Annotated in this window: 12 protein-coding genes; 9 read left to right on the top strand and 3 right to left on the bottom strand. The window is 67.0% G+C overall.

The features are described from left to right. The first annotated feature begins 3 nt into the window (after positions 1-3). The 7 genes from ACWV8V_RS11345 to ACWV8V_RS11315 all read left to right on the top strand — a co-directional run bounded on the left by ACWV8V_RS11345 (position 4) and on the right by ACWV8V_RS11315 (position 8,154). The gene (locus ACWV8V_RS11345) at positions 4-1,287 is read left to right on the top strand and encodes a TRAP transporter large permease (protein WP_455899771.1); all 1,284 of its coding nucleotides are present in this window, start codon (positions 4-6) and stop codon (positions 1,285-1,287) included. Beyond that, positions 1,260-2,417 (top strand): pectate lyase, encoded by a 1,158-nt coding sequence (gene pelA / locus ACWV8V_RS11340; RefSeq protein ID WP_455899770.1) that lies wholly within the window; start codon positions 1,260-1,262, stop codon positions 2,415-2,417. The genes ACWV8V_RS11345 and pelA overlap by 28 nt, the downstream gene beginning before the upstream one ends. Before the next feature lie 38 nt (positions 2,418-2,455). After that, a complete protein-coding gene (locus ACWV8V_RS11335; RefSeq protein ID WP_259260696.1) occupies positions 2,456-4,036 on the top strand; it encodes a family 43 glycosylhydrolase in 1,581 nt (526 codons plus the stop codon). 43 nt (positions 4,037-4,079) lie between these two features. Then, positions 4,080-5,138, top strand: a complete 1,059-nt coding sequence (locus ACWV8V_RS11330) for a LacI family DNA-binding transcriptional regulator (protein WP_123731196.1) — start codon at positions 4,080-4,082, stop codon at positions 5,136-5,138. A 140-nt stretch (positions 5,139-5,278) separates the two neighbouring features. After that, complete coding sequence (gene kduI / locus ACWV8V_RS11325) at positions 5,279-6,127, top strand: 5-dehydro-4-deoxy-D-glucuronate isomerase (RefSeq protein WP_259260695.1); 849 nt, start codon at positions 5,279-5,281, stop codon at positions 6,125-6,127. A gap of 66 nt (positions 6,128-6,193) precedes the next feature. Next, on the top strand, positions 6,194-6,949 hold the full coding sequence (gene kduD, locus ACWV8V_RS11320; RefSeq protein WP_259260694.1) for a 2-dehydro-3-deoxy-D-gluconate 5-dehydrogenase KduD: 756 nt from the start codon (positions 6,194-6,196) through the stop codon (positions 6,947-6,949). A 101-nt stretch (positions 6,950-7,050) separates the two neighbouring features. Then, positions 7,051-8,154 (top strand): GDSL-type esterase/lipase family protein, encoded by a 1,104-nt coding sequence (locus ACWV8V_RS11315; protein ID WP_259260693.1) that lies wholly within the window; start codon positions 7,051-7,053, stop codon positions 8,152-8,154. Positions 8,155-8,170: 16 nt separating this feature from the next. On the opposite strand, the gene ACWV8V_RS11310 is transcribed toward ACWV8V_RS11315, so the two are convergent. Continuing rightward, on the bottom strand, positions 8,171-8,836 hold the full coding sequence (locus ACWV8V_RS11310) for a DMP19 family protein (protein WP_259260692.1): 666 nt from the start codon (positions 8,834-8,836) through the stop codon (positions 8,171-8,173). A gap of 31 nt (positions 8,837-8,867) precedes the next feature. Further along, a complete protein-coding gene (phhA, locus tag ACWV8V_RS11305) occupies positions 8,868-9,764 on the bottom strand; it encodes a phenylalanine 4-monooxygenase (RefSeq protein ID WP_259260792.1) in 897 nt (298 codons plus the stop codon). Positions 9,765-9,891: 127 nt separating this feature from the next. On the opposite strand from phhA, the gene ACWV8V_RS11300 reads away from it, so the two are divergent. Beyond that, the gene (locus ACWV8V_RS11300; protein WP_121043838.1) at positions 9,892-10,374 is read left to right on the top strand and encodes an Lrp/AsnC family transcriptional regulator; all 483 of its coding nucleotides are present in this window, start codon (positions 9,892-9,894) and stop codon (positions 10,372-10,374) included. Between the two features lie 30 nt (positions 10,375-10,404). Here ACWV8V_RS11300 and ACWV8V_RS11295 read toward each other — a convergent pair whose 3' ends face one another. Next, positions 10,405-11,400, bottom strand: coding sequence for a patatin-like phospholipase family protein (locus ACWV8V_RS11295; RefSeq protein ID WP_259260791.1), 996 nt, complete (start codon positions 11,398-11,400; stop codon positions 10,405-10,407). A 240-nt stretch (positions 11,401-11,640) separates the two neighbouring features. Between ACWV8V_RS11295 and ACWV8V_RS11290 the strand changes: the two genes are divergently transcribed. Beyond that, positions 11,641-13,908, top strand: coding sequence for a TonB-dependent receptor (locus tag ACWV8V_RS11290; protein ID WP_455899769.1), 2,268 nt, complete (start codon positions 11,641-11,643; stop codon positions 13,906-13,908). Positions 13,909-13,919: the final 11 nt, after the last annotated feature.

The following is a 13,919-nucleotide window of genomic DNA, read 5'->3' as shown; positions in this document are numbered from 1 at the left end:
GTCATGGGTATTACCATTCTTTTCACCGTGTTCGCGGTGCTGTTGCTGCTCGGTGTGCCGGTTGCGTTCGCGCTGGCCGCCGCCGCCCTGGCCACCCTGTGGTACCTGGATCTGCCGACGCTGGTGCTGGTCCAGCAGATTTCCGCCGGTACCGGCTCGGCTTCACTGATCGCCATTCCTTTGTTCATCTTCGCCGGCGAAATCATGATGCGCGGCGGCATTTCCGAGCGCCTGATCTCGCTGGCCTCGTCGCTGGTCGGTCGCATGCGCGGTGGCCTGGGCCAGGTCTCGATCCTGTCCTCGCTGTTCTTCGGCGGTGTGTCCGGTTCGGCCATCGCCGACGTCTCGGCGGTCGGTGGCACGATGATCCCGCAGATGGTCAAGCGCGGTTACGACCGTGACTTCGCGGTCAACGTCAGCATCACCGCCGCGCTGGTCGCGCTGCTGGTGCCGCCGTCGCACAACCTGATCCTGTTCTCGGCCGCCGCCGGTGGTGGGCTGTCGATCGCCGATCTGTTCGCGGCCGGTATCGTGCCGGCGCTGCTGATGACCGTCGTCCTGATGATCACCGGTTATCTCGTGGCACGCCGCCGCGGTTACGGCGTGGAGATCTTCCCCGGCTGGCGTGCGGTGCTGCTGCGCCTGGTCTCGGCGCTGCCTGGCCTGGGCCTGGTCGCGCTGATCTTCATCGGTATCCGTGCCGGCATCTTCACCGCGGTGGAGAGCGCGGCGATCGCCGTGGTCTACGCGCTGCTGGCGACCACCGTGCTGTACCGCCAGCTCGACTGGCGCGAGTTCCTCGGCACGGTCACCCATGCCGCGCGCAGCACCGGTGTGATCCTGTTCGTGATCGCCACGGCGGCCGTGTTCGGCTGGCTGCTGGCGTACCTCGAAGTGCCGTCGGCCGCGGTCAACTTCCTGCAGTCGTTCGCGCACAGTCAGTTCATGGTGCTGTTGATGATCGTGATCATGCTGTTGCTGCTGGGCACCTTCATGGATCTGGCGCCGATGATCCTGATCTGCACGCCGATCTTCCTGCCGGTGGCCAAGGCCTACGGCATCGATCCGATCCACTTCGGCCTGGTGCTGGTGCTGACCGGTGGCCTGGGCCTGGTGACACCGCCGGTGGGCTCGGTGCTGTTCATCGGTACCGCGATCGGCAAGATCAGCGTCGGTGAGAGCATGCGCTCGATCTGGCCGTTCTGGTTCGCCGCGCTGGGCGTGCTGTTGATCGTCACCTTCTTCCCGGAAATGTCGCTGTGGCTGCCCGCCCTGCTGCGCGCGTAAGCGTGCGGCGGCTCGCGGTACTGCTGTGGATCGCCCTGCCCTGCGCCGTCATGGCGCAGGGCCAGGACATCCCGCTGCGCGGCTTCCAGGACGGCATCAACCATTGGCAGAGCGGGCACGGCACGGACTACCCGCGCTATGCCCCCGATCAGTACCGACAGATCGCCGACACCCTGGTGGCGCTGCAACGCCATGGCGGCGGCTGGGCGGTCAACCAGGATCCGCAGCGGATCCTCGACGATGCCGCCAAGGCACAGGTGCTGGCTGACCAGGCCACCCCCGGCGGCAGCTTCGACAACCGCAACATCTACACCCAGGTCAGCTACCTGGCCGAGGCCTTCGAGCGCAGCGGCGATGCCCGCTACCGCGACGCGGCCGTGCGCGGCCTGGATTTCATCCTCGCCGAGCAGATCCCCCGCTGTGGCGGCTGGCCGCATTCGGTGCCCTCGCGCACCTCGTACCACGGGCACATCACGTTCGCTGACGACGTCACCAGTGGCGTGCTGACCACGCTCCGGCGCATCCAGCGCGAGCCGGCGTTCGGGTTCGTCACTGCCGATCAGCGTGCCCGCGTGGACGCCGCCGTCACTGCCGGCGACGCCTGTCTGCTGCGCCTGCAGGTGCGCCAGGACGGCGTGCCGACGATCTGGGCCGGGCAGTACGACCGCACCACCTTGCTGCCCGCGCAGGGGCGGAAATTCGAACTGCCGGCGCTGGTCACCGACGAGAGTGTCGGCGTGGTCCGCTACCTGATGTCGATCCCGGATCCTTCGCCGCAGGTGGTCGCCTCGGTCACCGCCGCGATGGCGTGGTTCCAGGCCCACGCGTTGACCGGGTGGCGGCTGGAGACCTTCGAAACGACGCCGGAACAGTTCGCGTTCCACCGCACCACGGTCGACCGCCGCCTGGTCGCCGATGCGGGCGCGCCGCTGCTGTGGGGCCGCTTCCACGACCTGCACGACAGTGGCGTGCTGCTGGCCAACCGCGAGGGTGAACGCGTGGCCACGTTCAACGACATTCCGCGCGAGCGCCGCACCGGCTATCACTGGTACGGCACCTGGCCGCAGGCCCTGATCACCACCGAGTACCCGCGCTGGCAACAGCGTCTTGCCGGGCCCGGGGCGCGCTGAGCGCGGCCGGCCCACGATACGTTCAAGGGAGAAAGACGATGCACCTGAGGAAGACCCTGGCGAGCTTCGCCACCGCCTGCCTGCTGCTGGCCGGCGCCGGCCACGCCGCCGAGCCGGCCACCAACTGGAAGCGCGGGATCGAGAACCAGCGCCAAGCCGATCTGGGCAACGGCACCTTCCTCAACCCGGTGTTCGCCGGTGATCGCCCGGACCCGTCGGTGCTCAAGGATGGGCAGGACTACTACCTCACCCTGTCTTCGTTCGATGCCTACCCCGGCCTGCCGATCTGGCATTCGCGCGATCTGGTCAACTGGCAGCCACTGGGCCACGCGATCACCAAGAACGTGGGTGCGATCTGGGCCCCGGACATCGTCAAGCACGGCAGCCGCTATTACATCTATTTCCCGGCCCGCACCGGCGAGACCCGCAGCAACTTCGTGGTCTGGGCCGACAGCATCAAGGGCCCGTGGAGCGAGCCGATCGACATCGGCCTGGGCGGGTACATCGACCCGGGCCATGCGGTGGGCGAAGACGGCAAGCGCTACCTGTTCCTCAGCGGTGGCGACTACGTGCAGCTGGCCGATGACGGCCTGAGCGTGGTCGGCACGCCCAAGCACGTCTACGACGGCTGGAAGTACCCGGAAAGCTGGGACGTGGAGGCCTATGCGCAGGAAGGCCCGAAGATCAACTTCCGCGATGGCTGGTACTACATGACCACCGCTGTGGGTGGCACCGCCGGGCCGCCGACCGGGCACATGGTGATCACCGCGCGCTCGCGCTCGATCCACGGCCCGTGGGTGAACGCGCCGAACAACCCGATCATGCGCACCCAGTCGGCCGCCGAGCCGTGGTGGTCGCGCGGCCATGCCACGGTCATTGAAGGCACCGACGGGCGCTGGTGGATGATGTATCACGGCTACGAGAACGGGTACTGGACGCTGGGCCGCCAGGCGCTGCTGGAGCCGATCGAATGGACCGCCGATGGCTGGTTCGTGGCCAAGGGCGGCGACCTCGGCCAGCCGCTCGCCAAGCCGTCGGGGACCTCGGTCGGCCAGCACGGCATGGCCTTGTCCGATGATTTCCGCGGCAGCACGCTCGGTGCGCAGTGGTCGTTCTTCAATCCGGCCCAGGACGAGTACAAGCGCCTGCAGTTCACCGGCAAGGGCCTGGTGCTGCAGGGCAAGGGCGAAACCCCGCGCGACAGCTCGCCGCTGACCGCCATCGCCGGCGACAAGGCCTACCAGTTCGAGGTCGAGATGGAGATCGCGCCCGGCGCGGTGGGCGGCGCCCTGCTCTTCTACAGCGACCGCCTGTACGTGGGCGTGGGCAGCAACGGCGAGAAGTTCATCATGCACCGCTACGGCGAGGAGCGCCCCACCCGGTTGGCCCCCAGCGCCACCGGTGGCAAGCTGTGGCTGCGGGTCACCAACAACCGCCATATCGTCACCATCCACTCCAGCACCGATGGCAAAACCTGGCAGAAGTACCCGGTTCAGATGGAAGTCTCCGGCTACCATCACAATGTGGCGGGCAAGTTCCTGGCCCTGAAGCCGGCGATCTATGCTGCCGGCGACGGCAAGGTCCAGTTCCGGAACTTCCGCTACCGCGCCCTCGATTGAGCTCCCCGCTAGAATCCCCTGACTCATCCCCGGTTTGAACGACATGTCATTGCGCAGCAAAACCGATCCGTCGCCGCACGGATTGACCAAAGGCAAGGCCGCCACGATCAACGACATCGCGCGTCTGTCCGGGGTATCGAAGAAGACCGTCTCGCGCATCATCAACAACTCGCCGCTGGTGCGTAAGGACACGCGCGAGAAGGTCGAAGCACTGATGCGCGAGGTCGGGTACACGCCGGACCCGCTGGCCCGCGGGCTGGCGTTCCGGCGCTCGTTCCTGATCGGGATGGTGTACGACAACCCGACCGCGCAGTACATCGTGGACATGCAGTACGGCGCGCTGGATGCGCTGCGCGGCTCCAGCTTCGAGCTGGTCGTGCACCCCTGCGATTCGCGCAGCCCCGGCTATATCGATGGCGTGCGCCGCTTCGTCCAGCAGCAGAAGCTGCACGGCGTGATCCTGGTGCCACGTGCCTCCGAAGACCAGGCGCTGGTGGACATGCTCGATGAGATCGGCTGCCGCTTCACCCGGATCGCCTCGCTGCCGCTGGACGAAACCTCGCAGATGGTGGTCACCCATGACCGCGACGGTGCCGCCGAAGCGGCCGATTACCTGCTCTCGCTGGGCCACCGCGATATCGCCCTGGTCACTGGCCCGAGTGCCTACCGCTCGGCGCACGAACGCACCGCCGGCTTCATCGATGCCCTCGCCAAGCGCGGCATCGAGCTGCCGCCGGCACGCATCGTGGAGGCCGGGTACACCTTTGAATCCGGTGTGGCCGCGGCCGAGAAACTGCTGCTGGGCAAGCAGCGCCCGACCGCCATCTTCACCGGGAACGATGAAATGGCCGCCGGTATCTACAAGGTCGCGCTGCGCGCGGGCATCAACATCCCGCGCCAGCTCTCGATCATCGGCTACGACGACAGCCCGCTGGCCTCGCGCCTGTGGCCGTCGCTGACCTCGGTGCGGCGCCACACCCGCGACACCGGCCGCACTGCTGCGGCCATGCTGATCCAGCCCGATGGCCAGGCCGTGATGCAGCACGCCAGCGTGCGCCCGCACCTGATCGTGCGCGATTCCTGCCAGCCGCCCGAGGATTGATATCTGCGGGAGATTCCGCCCGCCGGGGCCCGCCCCGACCTATCGTGCGCTGCAAAATGACACCGGTTTACCAACTGGCTACAATCAGCTGAAATCGTGCCGGGGCCGACCCATCGCCCCACCCCTGCTCTGGAGACGCCATGTACTGCAAGACCCATTACGCCACCCATCCCGACGCCATCAAGGGCGCCAGCAATGACGACCTGCGCGATCTGTACCTGCTCGACGGTCTGTTCAACGCCGATGCGGTGACCCTGAAGTACACCCACTACGAGCGCTTCGTGCTCGGCGGTGCGGCCCCGGTCAACGGCCCGGTCTCGCTGCCCAAGCAGACCGAACCGGCCTCGGCCGCCGGCCATGCCTTCCTGGAACGCCGCGAACTGGGCGTGATCAACGTCGGCGCCGGCAGCGGCACCGTCACGGTCGATGGCACCGTGTTCAAGCTCGGGCCGAAGGATGGCCTGTACGTGGCCATGGGCAGCGAAGACGTGGTGTTCGCCTCCGATGACGCCGCCACCCCGGCCCAGTTCTACCTGGCCTCGACCCCGGCGCACGCGCGCTTCGAGACCAAGGCACTGTCGATCAAGGACGCCGTGGCCCTGGACCGTGGCGCGCTGGAAACCAGCAACGAGCGCACCATCTACCAGTACATCGTGCCGGCCACCTGCCAGTCCTCGCAGCTGCTGCTGGGCCTGACCGTGCTCAAGCCGGGCAGCGTCTGGAACACCATGCCGCCGCACCTGCACGACCGCCGCAGCGAAGTCTATTTCTACTTCGATCTGGGTCAGAACGACCGCGTGTACCACTTCATGGGTGAGCCTGAGGCGCAGCGCCACATCGTCATCCAGAACAACGAAGCCGTCGTGTCGCCGCCGTGGTCCATCCACATGGGCGCCGGCACCAGCAACTACGCCTTCATCTGGGCGATGGGCGGCGAGAACCTGGATTACACCGACATGCACGTGCTGGACATCTGCCAGCTCAAGTGACCCCGACGCGCCGCCGGCATCGCGCCGGCGGCGTCTGTTACGCATTGGACAAGGACTACATACGCAATGGCTAATCCGTTCAGTCTGGAAGGCAAGGTCGCCCTGGTCACCGGTGGCAACACCGGCCTGGGCCAGGGCATCGCGGTCGCATTGGCCCAGGCCGGTGCCGACGTCGCCGTGGCCGGCATCGCGCCCCCCACCGAGACCATCGCCAAGATCACCGCGCTGGGCCGCCGCTGCCTGGCGGTCGAAGCGAACCTGATCAGCATCGAGCCGGTCGAGCGCGTCATCCGCGAAACCATCGAAGGCCTGGGCGGCCTGGATATCCTGGTCAACAACGCTGGCCTGATCCGCCGCGCCGATGCCGTGGAGTTCAGCGAGCAGGACTGGGACGACGTGATGAACGTCAACATCAAGTCCGCGTTCTTCATCTCGCAGGCCGCCGGCAAGCATTTCATCGCCCAGGGCCGCGGCAAGATCATCAACATCGCCTCGATGCTGTCCTTCCAGGGCGGTATCCGCGTGCCGTCGTACACGGCCAGCAAGAGCGGCATCGCCGGCATCACCCGTCTGCTCGCCAACGAGTGGGCGAGCAAGGGCATCAACGTCAACGCGATCGCCCCGGGCTACATGGCGACCGACAACACCGCCGCGCTGCGCGCCGATGAGGACCGCAACAAGTCCATCCTCGATCGCATCCCGGCCGCACGCTGGGGCACCCCGGAAGACCTCGGCGGCACCGCTGTGTTCCTGGCCTCCAGCGCCTCGGACTACGTCAACGGCGCGGTCCTGCCGGTCGACGGTGGTTGGCTCGCCCGGTAACACCCTCGCGACGCGCTGGCGCGCCCACGATCTGCGCTGCAGATCGTGGGCTCCGGTAGTGCCGGCCGCCGGCCGGCAGCTCTCCACCCAGGAGCATGACCATGCTGCGTTTGCTGCTGTCCCTGTCGCTGCTGCTCGCGGCCCCCAGCGCGCTGTGTGCCCCACACCGCATCTTCATTGCCGGGGATTCCACCGCCGCCGAGTACGGCCCGGAGCGCGCGCCACAGGCCGGCTGGGGCCAGGCCCTGCAGAGCTATCTCGATCCCGCTGTGTGGGAGGTCCGCAACCACGCCAAGGGCGGCCGCAGCACGCGCAGCTTCATCGATGAGAAGCGCCTGGACGCAATCGCCGCCGAGCTCCAGCGCGGTGACGTGCTGCTGATCCAGTTCGGCCACAACGACGCCAAGTTCGAAGATCCCACCCGCTATACCGATCCCGCTACGGCGTACCCGCAGTTCCTGATGCGTTATGTGCAGCTGGCCCGCGACAAAGGTGCCACGCCGGTGCTGATCACCCCGGTGGCGCGGCTGCTGTACGACTTCGGTTCGCTGCTGGATACGCACGGTGTGTACACCCAGGCGGTGAAAGCGCTGGCCACGCGCGAGCAGGTCGCGCTGATCGATCTCAACGACAGTTCCACGCGCTGGATCCGCGGGTTGGGCGAACAGGGCGCCAAGCCGTATTTCATGTTCGTGCCCGAGCAGAACAAGGCCGATGGCACGCACTTCAGCGTGGCCGGTGCGACGGCGGTGGCGTGCCTGGTGACGCGCGACTGGGTGGCGTTGCAGCCTGAACTAAAGTCGGCGCTGAGGCGCGATATCGACTGCGAGGTGCGCAGTGCAGGGCAGGGCAGTGATGCGGCGAAGCCCTCGCGTGTCGTGCACGAACGCGACATCGCGGTGACCCAGCCCGGCCCGCATGGTGGAGCGGGGCCGACCACGGCGTATCCGTTGTTCGCCGGGGACACGGACCTCCCGTTCGTGCTGCGCAAGCGCGTGCTGCACAAGGGGGCCGGCATCGGCCTGCATCCCCAGCACAAGGACGAGATCTACTACATCGTCAGCGGACAGGGCAGCTACGTGCTGGATGGGACGCAGTACGACGTGGCGGCGGGGGATGCGCTGCTGACCCGCGTCGGCAGTTCGCATGCGCTGCAGCAGGTGGGCGAATCGGATCTGGTGCTGCTGTTGGCGTATCCGCGCTGACCGGCAGCGCCCGGCGCTAGCAGGTTTGCGGTGCCAGCGGCTCGGGCCCGAAGTGCAGCAGGCCCAGCCGGGCCAGATCCTCCGGCCGCTCGAAGTACGCCGAATCGAACGCGTCCATCCCCTGCTGCTCGTCGTCGTTCATCGCGCCGTACAGGTCCTGCAGCTCCTTGATGGCCGGGTCCCCGTCCAGGCGGTCCAGCAGCCCGCGCATGCCGGCCAGGATCGCATGGGTCTTCACCGCCCCCATCGCCTGCAGCGCCTGCAACGCGCGCTGGCAGGTGGGATCGCCCCAATTGCACAGGAACTGCATGAAGCCCCCGTTGTTGATGTCCGCCTCCATGCGCCACAGCGCGACCAGGTGCTGGTCTACATCGGACAGCGCATCAAGCGACCATCCGGCCGATTTCAGCCGCACCAGGGCCGCCTCGTAGCGGTCGTCCCACACCTGGTTCGGCACATCGACCACGCCCTCCTCGCGCGCGGGAAGCAGTGCCGGCCAGTTCACGCCCAGCCCATCGGGCGTGAGCACCCACTGCGCGCGCTGCAAAGCATCGGCCTCGTGCAGCGCAGGTGCCCAACGCAAGGGTTGCCGGGTGCGCCGGCCATCGGCGAGGGTCAGCAGGACGAAGTCGTCGTCGAAATCGACGGTGACCACGCGCAGGGAAGCGAAAACATCGGTCATGCGGGTCAGGATACCGGACCCGCCAGCGCGCTCACACGTCGCCGCCGTCTTCCCAGCCTTCGCCGGTGCCCTTCTGGAACACGCGGTCACCGTCCTGCACGTCACCCGCCGGCAGATGGTCCCTGGCCTCCAGCGCGGCATAGATCGGAGTGAAGTCCGGTGCGGTCGCCTCCATCAACTGCTCGAAGCTGTCGATGACGAAGTAGGTCTTCTGGAAGGTGTCGATCCGGTAGCGGGTACGCATGATCCGCTCCAGATCGAAGCCGATCCGGTTCGGCGCCGCCGACTCCAGCGAGTACAGCGACTCGCCCTTGGACGACACGATGCCGGCACCGTAGATGCGCAGGCCTTCGTCGGTGTTGATCAGGCCGAACTCCACCGTGTACCAGTACAGGCGGGTCAGGTGCTGCAGCGCCTCCGGGCCGATCGCATGCGCCTTGACGCCGCCGCGGCCGTAGGCGGCCATGTAGTCGGCGAACACCGGGTTCATCAGCAACGGCACATGCCCGAACAGGTCATGGAACATGTCCGGCTCGGCGATGTAGTCGATCTGGTCCGGGCGGCGGATCCACCACGTCACCGGGAAGCGGCGGTTGGCCAGATGGTCGAAGAAGTCCAGCTCCGGCAGCAGGCCTTCCACCCCGACCAGGGTCCAGCCGGTCGCGGCGCCCAGCACCTCGTTGAGCTGGTCGAAGCGCGGAATCATGTGCGCGCTCATGCCCATCTCGTCCTGCGCGTGCAGGAACTCCTTGCTGGCGCGGCCTTCCAGCAGCGCGCGCTGGCGCTGGTACAGCGTGCTCCAGGTGGCGTGGTCGTCGGCGCTGTAGCTGTCCCAGGGCTGTTCCACGATGGCGGTGGTATAGACCGGCACGTATCCCTTGTCGGTCTGCTGGTGTTCGACGCGGCGGGGGGCGGTGGCGGTTTCCATCGTGGTGGTCTCCTGGGAAGTCATCTGTCGATGCTAGGGCAGGGCACGCGCAAGAGGTTTGCAAAGTTGCGCGGATATGGCCTTCTGGCGCAAGATCATTGCGTCCACCTCATGTTGCGGGGCAGCAATGGCCGGAGATACCCAGTTCGACCGCACGGATCTGCGCCTGCTGGCGGAAATCCAGCAACACGGGCGCGCGACCAACGCCGAGCTGGCCGCACGGGTGAATCTGTCCCCGTCGGCCTGCCTGCGACGGGTCCAGCGTCTGGAGAGCGAGGGCGTGATCGCCGGCTATGGTGCCCGGCTGGAGCCGCGCCAGATCGGCCTGGGCCTGCAGGCCTTCGTCCGGGTGCAGCTGGAGAAGCACGACCAGCACGCCATCGGCGTGTTCGCCGACAGCGTGCTGATCTGGGATGAGGTGGTGGCCTGCCATGCGCTCACCGGCGACATGGATTACCTGCTGCACATCTACGTGCGCGACCTGGAGCACTTCTCCAGCTTCCTGCTCGACAAGCTGCTCAATGCCGCCGGCGTGGCCGACGTCAATTCCAGCTTCGTGCTGCGCACGGTGAAGGACTTCCGCGCGCTGCCGCTGTCGCAGCTGGAGTAAGGCAGCCGGGCAGCGCCTGGCGCTACCGGGTTACACGCACTTTTCCTTGCGCCCCATCAGCTTGCCCACGCGCGAAGGCTCATCGCACTTGGGCGTGGGCGGCGGCGGGGCCAGCGCGGCGGCACGCGCCTTCTGCAGCTGCTGGACCTTGGCGCGGATCTGCGGCATCGCCGCCATCGCGGCCTTCTCGCCTTCCAGGATCGCGTTGTTGCGCTGGCCGAAATCGGCGGCGCCGATGTCCAGCACCTTCGGCCGGATGATCACGTCCGCGCGCGCCAGTTCCTGCTCGCCCAGGCGCTGGCCCATGATCGAGATCGACTGGTTGACGATGCCAAGCATGCCGGTCGGCGCCTTGCCGCTGGCCTTGCTGGAGATGTCCACGGCGATCACGATGTCCGCGCCGAGCTGGCGCGCCGCATCGACCGGCACCGGGCTGACCACGCCGCCGTCGATGTAGTTGTACTTGCCGATCTTCACCGGCTCGAACACACCGGGGATGCTGCTGGAGGCGCGCACCGCCTGGCCGACATTGCCGCGCACGAACACGGTGCGCTCGCCGGTTTCCAGCTGGGTGGCGACCGCAGCGAAGGGCTTGCTCAGCTTCTCGGCCGGGCGGTTGTCGACCTGTGCGTTGACGTAATCCTGCAGCTTCTGGCCCTGCACCAGACCGCCGGAGAACAGCCGCACGTCGCGGATGCTGGCTTCATCCAGGGCTACCGCCTTGGACTGCATCTGAAACGCGTCCATGCCGCTGGCATACAGCGCGCCGACCACACTGCCGGCGCTGGTGCCGGACACCACCACCGGCTCGAAGCCGTTGGCCTCCAGCATCTTGATCACACCGATATGGGCGAAGCCCTTGGCCGCGCCGCCGCCGAGCGCGATGCCGATCTTGACCGGCTTGGCCGGGGTCACCGGGATCGCCGCCGGCGGCGGGGTCGGGCGCACGGGATCACCGCCGCAGCCGGCCAGCAGGCCGAGCAGGGCAACGGACAGCGTCAGGCGGGTACGGCGCAGTAAGGTCATCGGCGTGGCAACGTGAATGGGCATCAAGGGCCGCCAGCATACCGAAGCGTTGTCGGGACCGGCGGGACAGCGGGGCAGGGCATTCAGGCCGCGACCGGGGATGCCGGGTCGCGACCGCCGTCACAACGTGCGCTCCCGGAAGGGGGTAATGAATAGCGGTTGTTTGCGGCTCTGTTGCTGTACTGCAACAATTGTCTGGTAGCGCCGGTCCACCACCCCTCCCAACACAGCCTAAACGCCATGTTCCCGAACCGCACTGCCCACGGCCGTTTCCCGTCCGTGCACCCGCTCGTTGTCGCCCTCGCCGCCCTGCTGCCATTGACGGCCGCAGCCCAGGACGCTCCCGCCACCAAGGATCCGGTGGCCCTCGATACGCTGCAGGTCACGGCGCAACGCCGCGTCGAAAACGCCAAGGACGTGCCGGTGTCGATCTCGGCCATCCAGGGTGAGAAGCTCGACGTGCTCGGTTCGGCTGGCGATGACATCCGCTTCCTGTCGGCGCGTGTGCCGAGCCTGAACATTGAATCGTCCTACGGTCGTGCCTTCCCGCGTTTCTACATCCGCGGCCTGGGCAACACCGATTTCGACCTCAATGCCTCGCAGCCGGTCTCGCTGGTGTATGACGATGTGGTGCAGGAAAGCCCGCTGCTGAAGGGCTTCCCGCTGTTCGACCTGGCCGGTGTGGAAGTGCTGCGTGGCCCGCAGGGCACGCTGTTCGGCCGCAACACTCCGGCGGGCGTGGTGAAGTTCGATTCGGCGCGTCCCTCGCAGGATGCCGACGGTTACATCAAGGTCGCCTACGGCAGCTACAACACCTGGAACACGCAGGGCGCCTATGGCGGCCCGTTGACCGACCGCTGGTCGGCGCGCGTGTCCGCGCTGTACCAGCGCCGCGACGACTGGGTCACCAACACCCGCCAAGGCGCACCGGCGCAGGGCTTCGAGGGCTATGACGAAGCCGCCGCCCGCGTACAGTTCCTGTACGAAGGCGATGACGTCGAAGCGCTGTTCAACCTGCACAAGCGCAAGCTCAACGGCACCGCGCGCCTGTTCCGCGCCAACATCCTCAAGCCGGGCACCAACCAGCTGGTCGAGAATTTCGACCGCGATGAAGTCTCCACCGATGGCCAGAACTTCTCTGACCTGGAAACCTGGGGCGGCAGCGCGCGCCTAAAGTGGGACCTGGGCCGCGTGACCCTGCACTCGATCACGGGTTACGAGACCGCCGAATCGCTGAACCACGGCGACATCGACGGCGGCTACGGTGCCAGCTTCCTGGGTGCCGGCAACTACGGCCCGGGCAACATCCCGTTCGCCTCCGAATCGGCCGATGGCCTGCCGCACCACCGCCAGTGGACCCAGGAATTCCGCGTGGAATCCAATGAGTGGGGCCGCTTCGACTGGCAGGCCGGCGTGTTCTACTTCGATGAAGACGTCACCATCGACAGCTTCAACTACGACTCGCTGACCCCGGGCAATCCGCAGACCGGTCACGCCGTGCAGCAGCAGCGCAACAAGGCGTGGGCCGCGTTCGCCTCCGGCGATTTCGACGTGACCGAGCGCTTCAAGCTGCGCGGTGGCGTGCGCTACACGCAGGACAAGAAGGACTTCAGCGCCAGCGTGCTGCAGGCCGTGCCGTTCGGCACCCCGGTCAGCGGCCCGTACATCGCCAAGACCGACGTCAACGACGTCAGCTGGGACCTGAGCGGCGTCTACCAGATCACCGACAACCTCAACGCGTATGCCCGCGTGGCCAAGGGCTTCCGCGCGCCGTCGATCCAGGGCCGCCTGGCCTTTGGTGGCGTCTCGCAGGCGGATTCGGAGAAGGTGATCTCCTACGAGGCCGGCATCAAGGCCGACCTGTTCGACCGCCGCGCACGCCTGGGCTTCAACGTGTTCCGTTACAACGTCGACGGCCAGCAGCTGATCGCCGTGGGTGGCACCAACAACACCGCGACCCTGCTCAATGCCGACAAGACCCTCGGCCAGGGTGCGGAGCTGGACTTCGAAGCCTACCTGACCGACCACGTCCTGCTGACCCTGGGCAGCAGCTACAACGACACCGAGATCAAGGACAAGGATCTGGCGGTGGCGATCTGTGGCGGCGGCTGCACCATCACCGACCCGACCACGGTCATCGATGGCGGCACCTACGCACTGGTCAACGGCAACCCGCTGCCGCAGGCACCGAAGTGGATCCACAACCTGACGTTGCGCGCCGGCTTCCCGGTCAACGATGCCAGCGAGTTCTACGTCTACACCGACTGGGCCTACCGCAGCGACGTGAACTTCTTCCTGTACGAGTCGCCGGAGTTCCGCAGCCGCTCCTCGCTGGAAGGGGGCCTGCGCCTGGGCTACAACTGGGATTACGGCCAGTACGACGTCGCCGTGTACGGCCGCAATCTGACCGACCAGGTGCGCGTGGTCGGCGCGATCGACTTCAACAACCTGACCGGCTTCCTCAACGAGCCGCGCACGTTCGGTCTGGAGTTCACCGCGAAGTTCTGATGGTAGGTACC

The organism is Stenotrophomonas sp. Ker107b (genome assembly GCF_053847245.1).
Note: the sequence above shows the minus strand (reverse complement) of the source record. Positions and strands in the feature narration are given on the sequence as shown.